The organism is Shewanella sp. 10N.286.48.B5 (assembly GCF_002874355.2).
In the GTDB taxonomy this organism is placed as follows: Bacteria; Pseudomonadota; Gammaproteobacteria; order Enterobacterales; family Shewanellaceae; genus Shewanella.
The window spans coordinates 2,183,976-2,202,462 of sequence record NZ_MCVG02000001.1 but is presented as its reverse complement, the minus strand read 5'-3'; the positions used below and the strand labels follow the sequence as shown (position 1 = coordinate 2,202,462).

Annotated in this window: 19 protein-coding genes; 16 read left to right on the top strand and 3 right to left on the bottom strand. The window is 40.2% G+C overall.

Going from position 1 to position 18,487, the window contains the following annotated elements; translation table 11 throughout:
* Nucleotides 1-90: 90 nt before the first annotated feature.
* Entirely contained in the window at nucleotides 91-894 is an 804-nt protein-coding gene (gene suhB, locus BCU57_RS09485; RefSeq protein ID WP_102440395.1) for an inositol-1-monophosphatase, read from the bottom strand.
* A 149-nt stretch (nucleotides 895-1,043) separates the two neighbouring features.
* Here suhB and trmJ point away from each other — a divergent pair, with 149 nt between their 5' ends.
* From trmJ to BCU57_RS09410, 15 genes are all read left to right on the top strand, one after another.
* Entirely contained in the window at nucleotides 1,044-1,781 is a 738-nt protein-coding gene (gene trmJ, locus BCU57_RS09480; RefSeq protein ID WP_102440394.1) for a tRNA (cytosine(32)/uridine(32)-2'-O)-methyltransferase TrmJ, read from the top strand.
* A 24-nt stretch (nucleotides 1,782-1,805) separates the two neighbouring features.
* Entirely contained in the window at nucleotides 1,806-2,627 is an 822-nt protein-coding gene (cysE, locus tag BCU57_RS09475) for a serine O-acetyltransferase (protein ID WP_102440393.1), read from the top strand.
* A gap of 312 nt (nucleotides 2,628-2,939) precedes the next feature.
* Complete coding sequence (gene iscR / locus BCU57_RS09470; protein WP_076542338.1) at nucleotides 2,940-3,401, top strand: Fe-S cluster assembly transcriptional regulator IscR; 462 nt, start codon at nucleotides 2,940-2,942, stop codon at nucleotides 3,399-3,401.
* A 79-nt stretch (nucleotides 3,402-3,480) separates the two neighbouring features.
* Nucleotides 3,481-4,695: an IscS subfamily cysteine desulfurase gene (locus BCU57_RS09465; protein WP_102440392.1), complete on the top strand. Its 1,215-nt coding sequence runs from the start codon at nucleotides 3,481-3,483 to the stop codon at nucleotides 4,693-4,695.
* Nucleotides 4,696-4,734: 39 nt separating this feature from the next.
* Nucleotides 4,735-5,118 (top strand): Fe-S cluster assembly scaffold IscU, encoded by a 384-nt coding sequence (gene iscU / locus BCU57_RS09460; RefSeq protein WP_076542320.1) that lies wholly within the window; start codon nucleotides 4,735-4,737, stop codon nucleotides 5,116-5,118.
* 14 nt (nucleotides 5,119-5,132) lie between these two features.
* Nucleotides 5,133-5,456 carry an iron-sulfur cluster assembly protein IscA gene (gene iscA / locus BCU57_RS09455; protein ID WP_102440391.1) on the top strand — a complete coding sequence of 108 codons (324 nt, stop codon included), beginning with the start codon at nucleotides 5,133-5,135 and terminating at the stop codon, nucleotides 5,454-5,456.
* Nucleotides 5,457-5,516: 60 nt separating this feature from the next.
* Nucleotides 5,517-6,041 (top strand): co-chaperone HscB, encoded by a 525-nt coding sequence (hscB, locus tag BCU57_RS09450; protein ID WP_102440390.1) that lies wholly within the window; start codon nucleotides 5,517-5,519, stop codon nucleotides 6,039-6,041.
* A gap of 89 nt (nucleotides 6,042-6,130) precedes the next feature.
* Nucleotides 6,131-7,993: a Fe-S protein assembly chaperone HscA gene (gene hscA / locus BCU57_RS09445; RefSeq protein WP_102440389.1), complete on the top strand. Its 1,863-nt coding sequence runs from the start codon at nucleotides 6,131-6,133 to the stop codon at nucleotides 7,991-7,993.
* A gap of 8 nt (nucleotides 7,994-8,001) precedes the next feature.
* The gene (gene fdx, locus BCU57_RS09440) at nucleotides 8,002-8,337 is read left to right on the top strand and encodes an ISC system 2Fe-2S type ferredoxin (RefSeq protein WP_102440388.1); all 336 of its coding nucleotides are present in this window, start codon (nucleotides 8,002-8,004) and stop codon (nucleotides 8,335-8,337) included.
* Nucleotides 8,338-8,623: 286 nt separating this feature from the next.
* The gene (locus BCU57_RS09435) at nucleotides 8,624-9,031 is read left to right on the top strand and encodes a GFA family protein (RefSeq protein WP_102440387.1); all 408 of its coding nucleotides are present in this window, start codon (nucleotides 8,624-8,626) and stop codon (nucleotides 9,029-9,031) included.
* A gap of 15 nt (nucleotides 9,032-9,046) precedes the next feature.
* Nucleotides 9,047-9,529, top strand: coding sequence for a Rid family detoxifying hydrolase (locus BCU57_RS09430; RefSeq protein ID WP_102440386.1), 483 nt, complete (start codon nucleotides 9,047-9,049; stop codon nucleotides 9,527-9,529).
* Between the two features lie 92 nt (nucleotides 9,530-9,621).
* Nucleotides 9,622-11,025: an amidohydrolase family protein gene (locus BCU57_RS09425; protein ID WP_102440385.1), complete on the top strand. Its 1,404-nt coding sequence runs from the start codon at nucleotides 9,622-9,624 to the stop codon at nucleotides 11,023-11,025.
* 126 nt (nucleotides 11,026-11,151) lie between these two features.
* Nucleotides 11,152-11,799, top strand: coding sequence for a TetR/AcrR family transcriptional regulator (locus BCU57_RS09420; protein ID WP_102440384.1), 648 nt, complete (start codon nucleotides 11,152-11,154; stop codon nucleotides 11,797-11,799).
* 146 nt (nucleotides 11,800-11,945) lie between these two features.
* On the top strand, nucleotides 11,946-12,377 hold the full coding sequence (ndk, locus tag BCU57_RS09415; RefSeq protein ID WP_102440383.1) for a nucleoside-diphosphate kinase: 432 nt from the start codon (nucleotides 11,946-11,948) through the stop codon (nucleotides 12,375-12,377).
* An 809-nt stretch (nucleotides 12,378-13,186) separates the two neighbouring features.
* The gene (locus BCU57_RS09410) at nucleotides 13,187-15,817 is read left to right on the top strand and encodes a TonB-dependent receptor plug domain-containing protein (protein ID WP_102440382.1); all 2,631 of its coding nucleotides are present in this window, start codon (nucleotides 13,187-13,189) and stop codon (nucleotides 15,815-15,817) included.
* Between the two features lie 176 nt (nucleotides 15,818-15,993).
* Here BCU57_RS09410 and BCU57_RS09405 read toward each other — a convergent pair whose 3' ends face one another.
* Both BCU57_RS09405 and dusC read right to left on the bottom strand, forming a co-directional pair.
* Complete coding sequence (locus tag BCU57_RS09405; protein WP_076542304.1) at nucleotides 15,994-16,356, bottom strand: TraR/DksA family transcriptional regulator; 363 nt, start codon at nucleotides 16,354-16,356, stop codon at nucleotides 15,994-15,996.
* Between the two features lie 333 nt (nucleotides 16,357-16,689).
* A complete protein-coding gene (dusC, locus tag BCU57_RS09400) occupies nucleotides 16,690-17,646 on the bottom strand; it encodes a tRNA dihydrouridine(16) synthase DusC (protein WP_102440381.1) in 957 nt (318 codons plus the stop codon).
* A gap of 314 nt (nucleotides 17,647-17,960) precedes the next feature.
* Between dusC and BCU57_RS09395 the strand changes: the two genes are divergently transcribed.
* The gene (locus tag BCU57_RS09395) at nucleotides 17,961-18,371 is read left to right on the top strand and encodes a hypothetical protein (protein WP_303411207.1); all 411 of its coding nucleotides are present in this window, start codon (nucleotides 17,961-17,963) and stop codon (nucleotides 18,369-18,371) included.
* Nucleotides 18,372-18,487 lie beyond the last annotated feature (116 nt).

The following is an 18,487-nucleotide window of genomic DNA, read 5'->3' as shown; positions in this document are numbered from 1 at the left end:
ATCATCACTATTTAGCAGTGCCATTGAAGGCTAAAGAACTGCAGATACAAAAAAGCCGCCATAAAAGGCGGCTTTTGGCGTTAATTGAAATTAGCGTTTTAAGCCTTCATTTAATAAAGGACGCATAATTTTAACTAACTCGGAAGTCACTTTAGGAGAACCTGCAACAATATTACCTGAAGTCATATAGTTATGGTTTCCGGTAAAGTCAGCTACAGTACCGCCAGCTTCACGACAGATTAAGTCGCCTGCTGCGATGTCCCAAGGCTTAAGACTGATTTCAAAGAAACCGTCAAAACGACCCGCGGCAACATAGGCTAAATCAAGTGCTGCTGAACCGGTGCGACGAATGTCTGCACATACAGGGAATACTTCACCTAAGATGTTTAGGTAAGATTCAGTGTGTTGGCGAGCTTTGAACGGGAAACCAGTACCAATAATGGTGCCATCAAGTGTTTTAACATTAGTTACACGTAGACGGAAGTCATTAACTTTAGCGCCTTTACCACGAACGGCAGAGAACAGTTCTTCGCGTACAGGATCGTAAACAACGGCAACTTCAATTTTGCCTTTGTATTGAACAGCGATAGAAACTGCGAAATGAGGGATACCACGAACGAAGTTGTTGGTACCATCCAAAGGATCAACTATCCACACATAATCTTTATTGGTGCCACGGTTTTCACCGTTTTCTTCGCCAACAATCGTATGATCTGGGTAAGATTTACGAATTTGGTATGTAATGGTAGATTCAGCTTCCTTGTCTACACTCGTAACAAAGTCATTTAGACCTTTTGAATCAATCTCAACATTGTCGAGTTCAGTGTAGGCGCGCATAATAGTTTGGCCCGCAGCGCGTGCAGCGCGCGTGGCAATAGTCAGCATCGGATGCATAGCAATCCCCTGGATGTTAAAGAACGAATAAATCAGCGGCATATTATACGCTTTTTGACAGTTATATCAAATGCAGATTTTCATATAACGAATTAATTGCTGCTTGTGTTACTATTCCAAAATAGTTTTTTAAAGAATAAAGTAGTTTCATGCTGAGTAATATACGCGTTGTTTTAGTGGGTACATCACACCCTGGTAATATTGGTTCTACAGCAAGAGCCATGAAAACCATGGGGTTATCAAATTTATATTTGGCTGAACCAAGAGTTGAGCCTGATGGGCAATCTATTGCACTTGCTGCTGGCGCAGCAGATTTAATCCGAGATATCACTATTGTTGATTCTTTAACGGATGCAATCAAAGACTGTAGCTTAGTCATTGCAACCAGTGCCAGAAGTCGTACTTTAGATTGGCCAATGCTAGTGCCAAAAGAAGCAGGTGAAAAACTTGCTCTTGAAGGGATAAAAGGGCCTGTAGCGATTGTCTTTGGTCGTGAGAACCACGGGTTAAGCAATGAGGAATTACAAGAGTGTCATTATCATGTAGCCATACCTGCAAATCCAGAATATAGCTCATTGAACTTGGCGCAAGCGGTACAAATCATTTGTTATGAAACCCGCATGGCCCACCTTGCGTTAGATGAAAAAGCAACGGTTGAAGAAGAATACCCGTTAGCAGAAGACTTACAGCGTTTTTATGTACACCTTGAGTCAACACTAACAAAAACTAACTTCATTATTAAGAATCATCCAGGGCAGATTATGACCAAACTTAAACGTTTATTCGCCCGTGCAAGGGTTGAAACTGCGGAGATGAATATTCTGCGCGGTATATTGACTTCAATCGATAAAAAAGTCGCGAAATCAGACGAGAACAAAGATTCATAACGTTAACGTATTAAGGATTGTTATATGAGCGTGATTGCGCGACTAAAAGAAGATATTGAATCTATATATCACCGCGATCCCGCGGCGAACAGTAGTTTCGAAATATTAATGAACTACCCTGGTATGCAGGCAATTTGGATCCATCGCATCAGTAACAAGCTTTGGAATGCAAATTGGCGTCTGCTATCTCGATGTTTGTCTACTTTTTCGCGTTGGTTAACAGGGGTCGAAATTCATCCTGGTGCGACTATTGGCCGTCGATTCTTTATCGATCATGGTATGGGCGTTGTGATTGGTGAAACAGCCGAAATTGGTGATGATTGTACGCTTTATCATGGCGTTACCTTAGGTGGCACAACATGGCAAGCGGGAAAACGTCACCCAACACTGCAAAATAATGTGGTGGTTGGTGCTGGGGCACAAATTCTGGGGCCTATTACGATGCATGATGGCGCAAGAGTTGGCTCAAATTCAGTAGTGGTTAAAGATGTTGCTAAAGACACTACTGTAGTGGGTATACCTGGCCGTGTGGTAGCAACGCCTTCTGCGCAATCGAAAGAACAAACGGAGCGCAGAAGCGCTATGGCGAAAAAATACGGTTTTGATGCCTATGCTGTGTCGCCAGACAACCCAGATCCTGTTGCCAGCGCGATAGGGCAGATGCTTGATCATATGCATTTAATGGACTCTAAGGTACAAGAAATTTGCCAAGCAGTGCAAACCATGGGCGGTGAAGTCTGTACTGAAAAACTGCCAGAGTTAAATGTTGATGACTTTACTGAAGCTGAGCAAGAAGCGGCTGAAAAACGTACTCAAGAAATTGATAAGTTTGACCCTAGTATATAATCTATAAGCTTAAAAACTAATCAATCGGCACCCATTTATTTGGGTGTCGATTTTTTATTTCTGTACTGCAAATTTTAACAACTGAAGCATTTTTATAAAATAAGACAGATTTATCACAAATTCGCCTTTTTAATGGCTTGCTGGCATTGAATCTTGCGGTATAAAAAGGTTAAATAGCCCTGCAAATTTCAAGACCTAAATTGTTAGATGTGAACGAGAGATAATACTTGAGTAAATTACTTGGTTAAATACTTGACTAGTTTACTCGGGTATGGTGAAATTGCTCTATGGTTTATGGGAGCAAATAACGTTATGAAACTGACATCAAAAGGTCGCTACGCAGTGACAGCTATGCTGGACGTTGCAATTCATTCAGCTACCGGGCCAGTTCCCTTAGCGGATATCTCTGAAAGACAGGGAATATCGCTTTCCTATCTTGAGCAACTTTTCGCCAAGCTTCGTAAACATGGTCTTGTATCAAGCGTTCGTGGTCCTGGTGGCGGTTATCGCCTTGGCCAAGAAGCCAATGATATCTCTGTAGGCATGGTCGTACATGCTGTTGACGAGTCTGTCGATGCGACTCGTTGTCAGGGAAAAGGGAACTGCCAAAGTGGCACCCGCTGTCTAACCCATTCGCTATGGGGTGACTTAAGTAAACAAATTTCAGATTTCTTAGATGGCATTACACTTGCTGGATTGATGCACAAACGAGATGTTCAATTTATCTCACTAAAGCAAGATGAAATGCAGAATGAACATAGAGTTAGTTTATAATTTCCTGTTCATATATTGATAACTATTTATATGTACGTTGTTAGTAGCCTCCTTTGGGCTACTCAGTACGGAGTGTATGATGAAGCTTCCTATCTATTTAGACTATGCCGCAACAACCCCTGTCGACAAACGCGTTGCCGACAAGATGGTGCAATTTATGACAATGGACGGTGTGTTTGGTAACCCAGCATCTCGTTCTCATCGTTATGGTTGGCAAGCCGAAGAAGCAGTTGATATTGCTCGTAACCAAGTAGCAGATTTAATCAACGCTGATCACCGTGAAATTGTATTTACATCTGGTGCGACTGAATCAAGTAACCTTGCCATTAAAGGTATTGCGCATTTCTATCACAAGAAAGGCAAGCACATCATCACTAGCAAGACAGAACATAAAGCAACGTTAGATGTATGTCGTCAGCTTGAACGTGAAGGCTTTGAGGTCACTTACCTTGAACCAAGTGCAAACGGTTTAATTGCATTGTCAGTGATTGAAGCTGCCATGCGTGAAGACACTATTTTAGTGAGCATCATGCATGTAAACAATGAAATTGGTGTGATTCAAGACATCGAAGCCATTGGCGAACTATGTCGCTCAAAAGGTATTTTCTTCCATATGGATGCAGCACAAAGTGCTGGTAAATTACCGATTGATGTACAAGCAATTAAAGTTGATTTGATTTCAATTTCTGGCCATAAAATGTATGGGCCTAAAGGCGTAGGTGCATTATATGTGCGCCGTAAGCCTCGTATCCGTTTAGAGTCACAAATGCATGGTGGCGGACATGAACGTGGTATGCGTAGTGGTACATTAGCGACACATCAACTTGTTGGTTTAGGCGAAGCAGCCGCGATTGCTAAGCAAGATATGATTGAAGACAGTGCCCGTATCCTTCGTCTACGTGACAAGTTATGGAATGGCATCAAACATATTGAAGAAACTTATATTAATGGTGACATGCAGCAACGTTATTGCGGCATTTTCAACGTCAGCTTCAACTTTGTTGAAGGCGAGTCATTAATGATGGCGCTTAAAGATTTAGCGGTTTCATCAGGGTCTGCATGTACTTCAGCAAGCCTAGAACCAAGTTACGTATTACGTGCACTAGGCTTAAATGATGAAATGGCACATAGCTCAATTCGCTTCTCAATCGGTCGTTTTACCACTGATGAAGAAATCGAGCATGCAATTAAAGTAATTGATGAATCTATCGGTAAATTACGTGAAATGTCTCCATTATGGGAGATGTTCAAAGATGGTATCGACCTTGATCAAGTTCAATGGGCACATCACTAATACATTATTATCGATAGCGATAAACGGAGCAGAATTGTTATGGCTTACAGCGAAAAAGTAATCGAACATTATGAAAATCCACGTAACGTTGGTTCATTTGATAAAAATGATCCATCAGTGGTAACCGGAATGGTAGGTGCACCCGCATGTGGTGATGTAATGAAATTACAACTTAAAATAGGCGAGAATGGCATCATTGAAGATGCTAAATTCAAAACTTATGGTTGTGGTAGTGCCATTGCATCAAGCTCATTAGTAACAGAATGGGTTAAAGGCAAAACTGTTGAAGAAGCCGCTACGATTAAAAATGCAGACATTGCAGAAGAGTTAGCGCTTCCACCAGTTAAAATCCATTGCTCAATTTTAGCTGAAGATGCTATTAAAGCAGCGTTGGATGAGTACAAATCAAAGCAAGATAAGTAATACCTGGAGTTAAGATGGCAATTACAATGACCCCAGCTGCGGCTGATAGAGTTAAATCTTTTCTAGTAAATCGTGGGAAAGGTTTAGGTTTACGCCTTGGGTTAAGAACATCTGGTTGTTCAGGTATGGCTTATGTCATCGAGTTTGTCGATGAAATTAATGACGACGATGAAGTTTATGACATCGAAGGCGTTAATATCATCATAGATGCCAAAAGCTTTATTTATCTGCAAGGTATAGAGTTAGATTTTGTTAAAGAAGGCCTAAACGAAGGTTTTCAATTTAACAACCCTAATGCCAAAGGTGAATGTGGTTGTGGTGAAAGTTTCACTGTTTAGTTAATCTATACTATGAAGCTTGTATCGCAAATCACCAATCAAAGAGCATGATATCTGCCAATGAATTATTTTGAGTTATTTCAATTTTCACCTTCCTTTGATATCGATATCGCCCAACTTGCAGAACGCTACCGCGAACTGCAACGGGCGGTTCATCCCGATAAATTCGCTAATGGATCTGAGCAACAAAAATTATTATCCGTGCAGCGTACTGCACAAGTTAATGATGGTTATCAGACTCTCAAGAATCCGCTCAGACGTGCCGAACACATATTGAGCCTTCGTGGTATTGATATAAGCCATGAAACCACCACAGTTAAAGACACTGCATTTTTAATGCAGCAGATGGAATGGCGTGAAGCATTAGAAGATATCGAGCACAGCCAGCAACCCGACGACTTAATCAGTGACTTATTTGACTCTTTTGCTGATTTTGAAAAGTCACTCTCGCAAAGCCTTGCTATTTTACTGGTTAAAGACACCGATAATGATAATTTATTAGCGGCAGATCAGATCAGAAAGCTAAAATTTATGGCAAAATTGCAAGATGAACTCGCTAAAATTGAAGATTCATTACTAGACTAATGGATTGGTAAACTTAATGCTCTGTTTTTAACAGAGCATTTTGTTTTGACTTAATCGATGAATGTTCACTAATAAACTATTGGATTACTATGGCCCTTTTTCAAATCGCTGAGCCCGGTCAAAGCGCCGCGCCCCATCAGCATCGTCTCGCTGTTGGTATCGACTTAGGTACCACAAACTCTTTAGTAGCGGCTGTTAGAAGTGGCGAAGCATCAACATTAGTTGATGATAACGGACAGCATTCTCTTCCTTCTGTGGTCCATTATAATGCCGAATCTATTGATGTTGGTGTTAATGCGCAAGCACAATCTGCCCAAGATCCTAAAAATACCATTGTTTCAGTAAAACGTTTTATGGGTAGAAGCCTTGCTGATATTCAAGCAAAAGAGCAACAGTTACCCTACGACTTTAGCTCAAGTGACAATGGCTTACCGATTTTTAATACTGCTTTTGGTGCTGTTAACCCCGTGCAAGTCTCGGCTGAAATTTTAAAGCCTCTTATTGCTCGCGCCGAGTTGACATTAGGTGGCAATCTTGAAGGTGTGGTGATTACCGTACCGGCTTATTTTGATGATGCCCAGCGTCAAGGCACTAAAGATGCAGCAGAGCTATTAGGTGTTAAAGTATTACGTTTACTCAATGAGCCAACGGCAGCAGCAATTGCCTATGGTTTAGATTCAAAACAAGAAGGTGTGATTGCCATTTACGACTTAGGGGGCGGCACATTTGATATTTCAATACTGCGCCTAAATCGCGGCGTGTTTGAAGTATTAGCCACTGGTGGTGACTCTGCGTTAGGTGGTGATGACTTTGACCATTTATTGCAAGCACATCTACAGCAAGCTTTTGGTTTAACTGATTTGTCTGCCACGCTTTCACGTCAATTATTGATTGAATCGAGAAGAGTTAAAGAGCACTTAACCACATCTGAGAGCTGCATAGCATCGATTACGTTAGATAATGCTGAGCGCGTAGAAACACAAGTGACTAAAGCTGATTTTGAAACATTGATCAGTTCACTGGTGAAAAAAACCATTGCCAGTTGTCGCCGCACGTTACGTGATGCCGATGTCAGTACTGATGAGATTATCGAAACTGTAATGGTTGGTGGTTCAACTCGCGTGCCTTTAGTACGTGAACAAGTTGAAAATTTCTTTAAGAAAACCCCGTTAACCTCAATCGATCCTGATCGCGTGGTTGCCATTGGCGCTGCGATCCAGGCTGACATTTTGGTGGGTAACAAACCAGAATCTGACTTATTATTACTTGATGTTATTCCATTGTCTTTGGGTATCGAAACTATGGGTGGGCTGATTGAAAAAGTCGTCACCCGTAACACCACCATTCCAGTGGCGCGAGCTCAAGAGTTTACCACCTTTAAAGATGGTCAAACGGCGATGGCATTTCATGTGGTGCAGGGCGAGCGTGAAATGGTTGACGATTGTCGCTCATTAGCGCGCTTTACCTTAAATGGTATTCCAGCACTTGCAGCCGGCGCTGCGCATATTCGCGTGACCTTCCAAGTGGATGCAGATGGTTTACTTAGCGTAACCGCTATGGAAAAATCAACCGAAGTGAAGACCACGATTCAGGTTAAACCTTCATTTGGTTTATCTGACTCTGAAATAGCGACTATGCTGAAAGATTCAATGAAGCATGCTAAAGATGACATTAGCCGTCGTATGCTAGCTGAGCAGCAAGTTGAAGCGTCTCGAGTAGTGGAAACACTAACCGCAGCATTAGCAAAAGATGCGGACTTATTAAATGAGCAAGAGCGCAGTGCTATTTATAGCGCCATTGAACAGTTACAAGTGACCGCTCAAAGCGATGATACTGACGCGATTGAAAAAGCGATTGAAGCGTTAGATGCACAAACCCAAGAGTTTGCTAATCGTCGTATGGATAATTCAATTCGAACAGCACTGAAAGGCCAGTCTGTCGATAATATATAGGTGAACAAATGCCGCAGTTAGTATTTTTACCCCATGAAGAGCTGTGTCCTGATGGAGCAGTTCTTGAAGCAGAAATAGGCGAAACGATTTTAGACGTTGCTTTAAAAAATGGCATTCATATTGAACATGCTTGTGAAAAGTCATGTGCCTGTACCACTTGTCATTGTATCGTCCGTGAAGGCTTTGATGAGCTAGAAGAAAGTGATGAATTGGAAGATGACATGCTAGATAAAGCTTGGGGTTTAGAGCCTGAAAGTCGTCTAGCTTGTCAGGCTAAAGTGGTTGATACTGATATGGTTATCGAGATACCAAAGTATACCGTTAATATGGTCAGTGAAGGCTAGAATATTCAAATACAGTTAACGGGTGTAATAAATTGAGCAACGTCTATATCTATAGAGGTTGCTTTTTTTGGACAATTTTTAGAAACAGTTAACTTTTCTTTGCGTCATTATTCATATCCCCCTTCGCTCGATATTCTTTATGTTCGTTATGCTAATTATCTCTAAAGCAATTTACTTCTTTACTCATTGACACGATTTTAAGTTGCAATGTTGAATTAATGTAACTATCTTGTTTGTGAATTTGTATTCGCAAACTAAGTTGGCATCATTTTATCTAGAGGACTATATGAACATCACCGGACATTGCCATTGTGGTGAGTTAGTTTTTACTGCCAAGGTTTTACCAGAAAAAGTTGTCATCTGTCATTGCACTGATTGCCAATTACTATCGGCTAGCGCCTTTAGGACGGTAGTGATGTCAGAAGTTGACGGTATGAATTTTATCAAAGGCACGCCAAAGGAATACATCAAAGTTGCCGAAAGTGGTAATCAACGAGCCCAAGGTTTTTGTCAGCAATGTGGCTCAGCAATGTACGCCACTTCCGTTGGTGATAAGTCTAGGGTGTATGGAATTCGTTTAGGGGTTGTGGATCAAAGAAATGAATTAACGCCGGTTATGCAAATCTGGCATCGTTCAGCACAACCTTGGTTGAATACTTTAAATGACATAAGCACATTTTCAACAACACCATAATATTAAGGGATGACAATGAAATTGATCGTCAGTTTATCTATTTTAGCGAGTTTTTATGTTAATGCTGTGCAGAGTTCTGAACAGAAAGTGCTGCCAGTAAATCTTGGTAGCTATACAGAGGGTGAAGTTAGTTTTTTAAATACCCAGCAAGGTGACATGACCTTGCCATTTTCTGAAGGGGTGAAAGTCGGCGGGACTGTCTATTTATCTGGTCAAATAGGATTTAACCCTGAGACTAAGACCTTAGTTAAAGGTGGCATCGTTGCGGAAGCTCAATCGACATTATTAGGCATTAAAGGGTCTTTAGGTCGAATGGGTTATGAAATGAAAGATGTGGTTAAGTGCACTGTGATGCTTACGGATATTGAAGATTTCTCAGCATTTAATCAGGTATATAAGCAGCATTTTAGTTCCCCATATCCCGCAAGAAGTACTATGGCAGTCAAAGGTCTCGCTCTTGGTGCCAGCATTGAAATTGAATGTATTGCTGCAAAATAACAATAAAAACCGCCCCTAATGTGAATCTAGATTTACATAAATCTGTTTGCACGATATCATCTTGTTCAAAATAAATTTGAATAAGGTTAAGGATGAATCAATCTAAATTGTTTTGCACATTAGGTATGCTGCTTTACAGTATTTCTTTAAGTGCTGTGGCGAGTGGTTATGTATCATATGATCAACCTAAAATTGCAATTACCAATGTCAATATCATCGATGGCACTGGCAGTAAAATTAAGGAAGCGCAAACTGTTGTTATTGAGGCTGGGAAAATTAAAACGATAATGGCTTCTGCTTCGACAACGATTGCAGAGGACGTCACTATCATCGATGGTAAGGGAAAAACCTTAATTCCTGGCCTGATCATGATGCATGAGCATATGTTTTATCCCACCGGAAATGCCCATTACACCGAAATGCTCCACAGCTTTCCCAAACTTTACCTAGCTGGCGGTGCAACCACGGTAAGGACTGCTGGCACCACTTCACCTTACGGGGATTTAAATGTAAGAGATGCCATTAACTCAGGTGACACTATTGGGCCTGCTATGGATGTTACTGCGCCGTATTTAAATGGTCCTGGGCTGCCAATTCTAAAACTCAAAGCGCTGCGGGATGCAGAAAATGCTAAGGCAATGATAGATTACTGGGTTTCTGAAGGGGTAACGTCATATAAAGCCTATATTAATATTCGTACAAAAGAGCTTGAAACAGTCATAGAGCAAGCGCATTTGCGGGATCATAAAGTGACAGCACATCTTTGCTCTATTACTTACCGAGAAGCCGCTGAGATGGGAATTGATAACCTTGAACATGGTTTCTTTGCCGCAACTGATTTTGTTAAAGACAAACAGAAAGATATGTGCCCAGAAGGGGCACATCAGTCATTAGTTGATTTAGATATTGATTCACCTGAGGTCAATGATCTCATTGCCTATTTAGTCGAAAAGAAAGTCGCTATTACTTCTACGCTAACTATTTATGAAACGTTCACAAAAGGGCGACCACAAGCCTACCCATTAGCATTAGAAGCGCTTATTCCACAAGTTAGGGAGCAGTATCAAAATCGTTGGCTCACTATCTCTCAGCAAGAAGATGCTACTTGGCCTGTCGTGTTTAATAAAATGATGCAATTAGAAAAGAAGTTTGTTGCAGCTGGCGGCTTGTTGATGGCCGGAACGGATCCTACCGGTTATGGCGGGGTCGTCGCTGGATTTTCAAATCAACGTATGATTGAGCTACTTTATGAAGCAGGCTTTAGTGTCGAAGAAGTGATTAAAATCGCCACCTTGAATGCAGCAAACTATCTTAATAAGCAGCAAACTATTGGCTCAGTTGAGGTCGGTAAAAATGCTGATCTAGTATTAATAAATGGCGATTTGAGTGTTGATATTAGTCGTATTCAAGACATGCCAGTAGTATTTAAAAATGGCATTGGCTATGACACTAAAAAAATCGTTGCTGATAATAAAGCGATAGTAGGATTACATTAACTTAACAGCGCAGTAAATGACCTGTTGAATTAGAGTTTAGCCAGTAGAAATTGTATGATGCTTAAGGTAACAATACACTGGGATTGTTACCTTGGTTTCCTCCCTGATTTCGAACTGGAAAAATGCATGTTAGCCATAGATTTACGCCCAAAACAAAAACGTAGCCAAGTGACTCATGATAAATTTCTGCAGTCTTTACAAGATGCATTAAAGGTTAAGTACTTTGAACATATCAGTATTAAAGAATTAGCTGAAGGTGCAGGGGTGTCTGTAGGGACGTTTTATCGTCGATTTGAGAACAAAGAAGCCTTGTTGCCTTTGTTATACGATGACTTTGGGCGCGAATTATCTCAATGGGTTGATGAATTAGAATTGATAGAGTGTGAAACCTTAGAACAGCAAGTTTTGTTGATGTGTCAGCAAACATTTGATTTTCTTGATAGCAGACGCAGTGTTTTTAGAACTATTCATCTTAATGCGCGATTGCATCCGGACACTATTTTTTCTAATCCTACCTTAAGCAGGAATGAAACCTATAATCGACTTTCTAAGCTGTTGTTGAAGTTCACTGTGACCATAGCGCCATCAAACGTTGAGCAACAAGCAGCCGATATGGTTATTTATATGCTGATAAATAGTTTGCTGGATAAGATCTTATATCCTACATTGACCCCAGCAATTGCATGTTCGATGTCTAGTGCTAAATTTGTGGAGCAGTTACCTAAAATGCTATTGGGCTATCTTAATCAATCTTTCCAACAGCATTCGTTGTAAGTATGAGTTTAATCACAATTTTTGTATAACCTAGCTCACATGATTACAATTTGGTTATGTGACATCAATAACGCTATGCATTACGGGGTAAATTACGTATAATCCGCGCGAATTTAAAAATACTTGTTATCTAAAGGAAGCTTCTAATGGCGATCGAACGCACTTTTTCAATTATTAAACCAGATGCAGTTGCTAAAAACCACATCGGTGCTATCTACAACCGTTTTGAAACTGCTGGTCTTAAGATCATCGCTTCTAAAATGGTGCACCTTACTAAAGAGCAAGCAGAAGGTTTCTACGCTGAGCATAGCGAGCGTCCTTTTTTCGGTGCTTTAGTTGCATTCATGACTTCTGGTCCTATCATGGTTCAAACGCTTGAAGGTGAAAACGCTGTTCTAGCTCACCGTGAAATCTTAGGTGCGACTAACCCAGCTGAAGCTGCTGAAGGCACTATCCGTGCAGATTTCGCAGAAAGCATTGATGAGAACGCTGCTCACGGTTCTGATTCTGTAGCATCTGCTGAACGTGAAGTTGCTTACTTCTTCAGTGCAGAAGAGTTGTGTGCACGCACACGCTAAATTCTACATTGATTTTAAAAAGGAGCCTTATGGCTCCTTTTTTATGCCTGTCTATCCAGCAACGTAGAGATGCCCTTATTTCTGACTTACCCAAGCTTGTTGCTTACTTCGTAATTATCACCCCAGCCATAACAACTCAGTAAAATTACTCTTCTATAAAACCCCATTCTAACTTTTACTTCATCGTCTCAAGCCCCAGGCCCGAAGTTCCAAGTTCCAAGTTCCAAGTCCAAAGTCCAGTTCGAACTATCAAGATTAAGCTAGATATATTTCACTACCGCCAAGTGAAAAGTAATACAAAATTGAAACCAAACGCACTTTTGACTGAAGAGATTGAACTAAAATGCTATCTAAATGTTAATTTTAAAGGGCGATTTAATAATGAAATAAAATTAAACTATAATAAATAAAGGTTACTTAGGTTAATGGTTTGTTATAAGTGTTGATTTATATGATCTTGGTGTTACTTTTAATTGGTGTTTAATCTATTTATTTAAGCTGAGCTGTTCGTTTATTGATCCTTTTTAATGTTACCGGTTACAGTCTGGTAACATTAGTATCAGTTGGCGGTAACATTGTTTGTTTTTTTAAATGTAAGGCGTTGTAAATAAAAGGTTTACTTATTATGTAATTATTACTTACTTGTTTTGTATATAGATGCTCAAGTGGTTGTTTATTTATTTGTAAAAGATGTTGACTAATTCGTCTTTATTTAACAATATTAACCTCAGTTAATAGGAGCTATTAACTTAAAAAATAAAAATATAACGTTGTGGCTTTATTTAGAACATAACGAAGGGAGTATAATAATGAGTTCATTATCTTTGACAGCTAAGGCTATTCGCCGTGGTTTATTAACTGTAGCTGCAACAGCCGTTGCAACAACTTCAACTTTTTCTGTTAGCGCTGCAGAAGAAGCTCAAGTTGATAAAGTAGAAAGAATTGAGGTTACTGGTTCTCGCATTAAACGTACCGATTTGGAAGGTTCATCACCAATTACTACCATTGATGCTGCCGCAATCGAAAAAACTGGTGAAATGTCAGTAGCCGATGTATTGCGTCGCTCAAATCTAAATACTTTTGGTTCTTTTTCTGAATCTTCAGGTAGTACTTGGCAGAGTCAATCAAATATTAATTTACGTGGTGCCGGTGCTGATAGAACTTTAGTTCTATTAAATGGTAAACGTATGCCAGGTTCACCAACTATGGGTGGAACGGCAGTAAACTTAAATACAATCCCAACAGCAGCTATTGCGCGTATTGAAGTTTTAACTGACGGAGCATCAGCTGTATATGGTTCAGATGCTGTTGCAGGTGTTGTTAATATTATCACTAAGAAAGGTTATGAAGGTGTAGAGGTTTCTGCAACTATGACTAACCCTCAACAGGCTGGCGGCGAAGAGTGGAAAACTCACGTAGTTGGTGGTGTCAATAGTGATAAAGGTAGTATGACTTTCTCTTTCGAGCATCAAAATCGAGATATTATTTATCAAAGAGATCGTTGGTTCACAAGCTCTACTAATGTATTAGCTCCAAACTATGGCGATACTACAGGTGTTTCAGCCTACGCTCGAAACTTCTTAGATATGACAACTTTCCAGTTTAGCCCAATGGATGCTTGTAACAATGATAAAATGGTAGGTGGTGGTCATGTTTATGATTACGGTGATGGCGATTTTATCTGTGGTTATGACTACACTTCAGAAGCTGCAAACCATGCCTCAAGAGGCTATACTGCTGGCTATGTAAATGCTGATTATGAAATTTCTGATGAAATAACATTTATTGGTCAGGGTTTATTTTCTCGCAATGAAACTTTTGGTCGTTTTGCTCCTGCTGCTGGTTGGTTTAATGTCGATGCTGGACAGATTGATATTCAAAACTATGACGAAAATGGGAACTATCTAGGCACCTCGAAGAACGAAAATGCTGGTCGTACGTATTATCGTTTTACAGATGTAGGTACTCGTGATTCGACCACAATCGACTATAGTACCGATATCCAAATTGGTTTAGAAGGTTCACACGATGACTTTGGCTGGGATTTCACATATCACTATAACTTAGCTGAAAATAGTAACTACGGTTCAGGTTATGTTCATCGCCCTACAGTAGAAGCGCTTGTTAAGTCTGGCGATTTTAACTTTGGCCCAGAAGGTAATAACGCTGCTGTTGTCGCTTCAATTAGCCACGATGTTCTAGCTCAAGATATTATGGAGTTTCAAAGTGTTAATGCCGGTATAAACTTTGAGGCATTTGAATTACCAGCTGGTACAGTTGGATTCTATTTTGGAACAGAGTTCGCTCAGTATAAATATACTTCTAAAGTTGATGCTGAGTCTGCGGCAGGGGAAGTAATTGGTTCTTCGGGTAACGGTTCTGGCGGCGATAGAGATGTATTTGCTGTGTTTGGTGAGTCAATTATACCCGTTACTGATGACTTAGAGTTTAACGTTGCTCTTCGTTTTGATGATTATTCTGATTTTGGTAATGCGACAACACCAAAAGTTGCTTTAAGATATAACATTGTAGATGATTTAGTACTTAGAGCTTCTTGGGGACAAGGTTTTAGAGCTCCTGCATTAACAGATTTATATGCCGCAGATTCATACAGTGCAGACTACGCGACGGATTATCATGTTTGTGAATTAGCGGGCACAGCACCTGTTGATTGTCCTTCCGCTCAATACGATGTTACTCGAACGGCTAACTCAGAATTAGAAGCTGAAACATCTGACTTCTATAACATGGGTTTAATTTGGAATCTAACTGATGATTTAAGTGCTAAAGCTGAGTACTACCATTTATCTGTTGATAATGTTATTCAATTCGTTTCATTAGACTCATTGTTAAAAGAAGAAGCGAGTGTAGGATACGGTAACTTGTCTCGCGGTGAAATTATACGAGCGGGCGATAATGCTGACGGTAAAATCTTAGAAGCAACAACTCCTCAAGTAAATGGTAATGGATTTGATACATCTGGTATTGATTTTAATATAACTTATACAGGTCTTGAAACTGCAGTTGGTGACTTTGGGACTACCTTTGACTTGACTTGGGTTCTTGCATACAACGATGAAGAATATTTCGATGGCCCTGTAAATGATCAAATTGGTCGTAATGGTTTACCTGAATACAGATTTACTTGGGTAATCGATTGGTCATACGGCGATCACGCAGCATCATTATTAACTCAATATATTGATGGGCAGGCTGAAACAATAGATCCAGAAACATATGCTCAAGTTGGTAAACTGAATTCGCAAACTACTTTCGATGCAAGTTATAGTTACTCTACATCGTGGAATGGTAAGTTCGGATTAGGTGTTCGTAATATCACCAATGAAGATCCAGTTTTAGATTCAAATCTTGCTTATGACTCAGCACTTTATAATTTATACGGTCGTACATATACAGCAAGTTATACGCAAAAATTCTAAAAAAACTTAGAATTTTGGCCTTCAATATTATTGAGGGGATTGTATAAGAAACCAAAAAACCTCCGCTTGCGGAGGTTTTTTTATTTATAAAAGCAATTAATCGCAGCGACTATAAAGCCTTTAGTGAAGAGTAATGTTTATTGGCATGATATAAGTGCATTAGTAATACAGGCCAATTAATGACTTAGCTTAAGCTCATGACGATGTTGTTGGTTGTACTTTTCAGCGCAGTGAGCACAGCGCTGCTCAGTGGGATCGGCGGCCAAACGCTCCGCTTCAATGTCAGACTCGCAGTCAGAACATAAACCATAGAGGCCAAGTTCAAGCTGGCAAAGAGCGGCATCAAGACGGGTTAGTTGTCCAAATAGAGGGGTGTCAGTTAATCGCTGCTCACTCATGAGTTCAATCAACTCGGTCAAACTCATATTAAATTGAACTTGAGCAGAAGGCTGAGTTTGTTGGTTTAATTGATGTACAAGTTCATATTTTAACTGTGCTTCTCGTTGCAATAATATTTGTTGTACGTCTTGAGTGTTCACAAGATCACCTAATTAGTTTGTTCATTTCACTGGTTATCCAGTCTACCGTTAATCAATATGCTTACTATGATGGAGATCAATTGAGAGTTAATTTGGGATTTCAGTATTAGGCTTTATTTATATAGTGTGAACTAAGTAGGTAACTAAACGCGCAAAATCTTATATTTTGTGCTGTAAATTAAGCAAGATAGCGAAGGGGATAGCTCAATGATGGTCTGTATCGGGGCAAATTGCTGACTCAAAAAGAATTATGCAGTTTGTTTAACCGAAAACCCATCACAGAAATGAGTTCTCAGTTAATGAAAGCTGTTAATGCTAAAAAGACTGCTTAAGTTAGCCGTTAGTCGCTAACTGTTGTTCATGGGCTTTTTCTAAAATGGCAATGATACCTTCAGCCGTTTTAAGCACTCTGAGCTCTCTGAATAACACATCAGCTTCAGGGTACTGTTTATTCAAATAAGTAAACCATTGCTTTACTCGGGCAGGGTAATAATCAATTTTCTTGTTAACCAACTGCTTTTGGGTGTAGTTCAGTAACAAATTTAGCGTTTGTGACCAAGTGTAAGGCGCTTCAACGCCTTTTATGGTGGCAGCAAGGTTTGGCAGAGACATTGCCCCGCGCCCCAGCATTATGCTGTCACAGCCTGTAACTGCCATACAGCGCTTAGCATCATCACTATTCCAAATCTCACCGTTAGCAATAATAGGGATAGGTAAACGCTCACGCACCTCGGTTATGTATTCCCAATAAGCAGGCGGCTTGTAACCGTCAGTCTTACTGCGAGCATGAATAGCAAGCTCGGTAGCACCCGCTTCATACACAGCGATAGCGTTTTCCATAAATAATGATTTATCTTCGTAACCGAGACGGATTTTAGCAGTAACAGGTTGATCTGCTGGTACTGCATCACGCATTGCTTTGACTATATCGTGAATTTTATCCGGGTATTGCAGTAATACTGCGCCGCCATTACTGCGGTTAACCATTTTAGCGGGGCAACCAAAGTTAGCATCAACACCGCATGAGCCTAGCTCAACCGCGCGCTGGGCGTTTTCTGCCATCACTTGCGGATGTTGCCCTAATAATTGAATTCTTACCGGGGTGCCTGATGCGGTCAAACCGCCATTACGCAGCTCAGGGCATAACTTATGATAAACCTTCTCAGGAAGTAACTGATTAATCACCCGCACAAATTCGGTTACCACCAAATCATAAGGGTTGATTTCAGATAAAATTTCTCGCATCAAATCATCAATGACGCCTTCCATCGGAGCTAAGACTACGCGCACAGTACTACCTGGTTAACTATAAAAGGAGCGCTATTCTAGCGAGTTTAATTTTTTATACAAATTCATTTCAAGTATTTGAATTCACTGTTATCTGCTGCAACTGAATATTTAATCTTTTATATCAAGTTGATAGATGAATATTTTGTCCTATCCTTAATCATTAGAGAACTTCTCTAGCAATATTTTTAATAAAAAATGATGATTTAGATCAATTAATGTGAAATAAAAGTAGCAGGTTGTAGGTCTATTCATCTGTAAGCCAGCACTGTTTGTTGTTGGTCATCATTATTAAGTTTGAATTTAAGGAAATTATTATGAACTCAGTAAAGCAAACAACAGTCGCATTGGCATTAGGTGCAGTCGTATTAACCGCTGGCGTATCTACGTCTGTAGAGGCTAATCCATTTGGTTTTGAGCAAATGAATTCAGGTTATCAGTTAGATGGCGGCGATAAAAAAGCTAAAGAAGGCAAGTGTGGTGAAGGTAAATGCGGCGGCGATATGAAAAAAGCCAAAGAAGGCAAATGCGGTGAAGGTAAATGCGGCGGCGATATGAAAAAAGCCAAAGAAGGCAAATGCGGTGAAGGTAAATGCGGCGGCGATATGAAAAAAGCCAAAGAAGGCAAATGCGGTGAAGGTAAGTGCGGCGGCGAGATGAAAAAAGCGGCTGAAGGTAAAGCCAAAGAAGGCAAATGTGGTGAAGGTAAGTGTGGTGGTGCTAAATAATCAATCTGATTATTAGCAGGCTGATTTAGCAGCAGAAATCGATTTATAGCTTTCATGCCGATTAAATCTACGCCAATATAAGGCCTGTTATACAGGCCTTTTTAGTTGGTAACTTT

Coding starts and splice junctions, on each gene's coding strand:
- suhB (WP_102440395.1), bottom strand. CDS start 894: ATGCATCCGATGCTGACTATTGCCACGCGCGCTGCACGCGCTGCGGGC.
- trmJ (WP_102440394.1), top strand. CDS start 1,044: ATGCTGAGTAATATACGCGTTGTTTTAGTGGGTACATCACACCCTGGT.
- cysE (WP_102440393.1), top strand. CDS start 1,806: ATGAGCGTGATTGCGCGACTAAAAGAAGATATTGAATCTATATATCAC.
- iscR (WP_076542338.1), top strand. CDS start 2,940: ATGAAACTGACATCAAAAGGTCGCTACGCAGTGACAGCTATGCTGGAC.
- BCU57_RS09465 (WP_102440392.1), top strand. CDS start 3,481: ATGAAGCTTCCTATCTATTTAGACTATGCCGCAACAACCCCTGTCGAC.
- iscU (WP_076542320.1), top strand. CDS start 4,735: ATGGCTTACAGCGAAAAAGTAATCGAACATTATGAAAATCCACGTAAC.
- iscA (WP_102440391.1), top strand. CDS start 5,133: ATGGCAATTACAATGACCCCAGCTGCGGCTGATAGAGTTAAATCTTTT.
- hscB (WP_102440390.1), top strand. CDS start 5,517: ATGAATTATTTTGAGTTATTTCAATTTTCACCTTCCTTTGATATCGAT.
- hscA (WP_102440389.1), top strand. CDS start 6,131: ATGGCCCTTTTTCAAATCGCTGAGCCCGGTCAAAGCGCCGCGCCCCAT.
- fdx (WP_102440388.1), top strand. CDS start 8,002: ATGCCGCAGTTAGTATTTTTACCCCATGAAGAGCTGTGTCCTGATGGA.
- BCU57_RS09435 (WP_102440387.1), top strand. CDS start 8,624: ATGAACATCACCGGACATTGCCATTGTGGTGAGTTAGTTTTTACTGCC.
- BCU57_RS09430 (WP_102440386.1), top strand. CDS start 9,047: ATGAAATTGATCGTCAGTTTATCTATTTTAGCGAGTTTTTATGTTAAT.
- BCU57_RS09425 (WP_102440385.1), top strand. CDS start 9,622: ATGAATCAATCTAAATTGTTTTGCACATTAGGTATGCTGCTTTACAGT.
- BCU57_RS09420 (WP_102440384.1), top strand. CDS start 11,152: ATGTTAGCCATAGATTTACGCCCAAAACAAAAACGTAGCCAAGTGACT.
- ndk (WP_102440383.1), top strand. CDS start 11,946: ATGGCGATCGAACGCACTTTTTCAATTATTAAACCAGATGCAGTTGCT.
- BCU57_RS09410 (WP_102440382.1), top strand. CDS start 13,187: ATGAGTTCATTATCTTTGACAGCTAAGGCTATTCGCCGTGGTTTATTA.
- BCU57_RS09395 (WP_303411207.1), top strand. CDS start 17,961: ATGAACTCAGTAAAGCAAACAACAGTCGCATTGGCATTAGGTGCAGTC.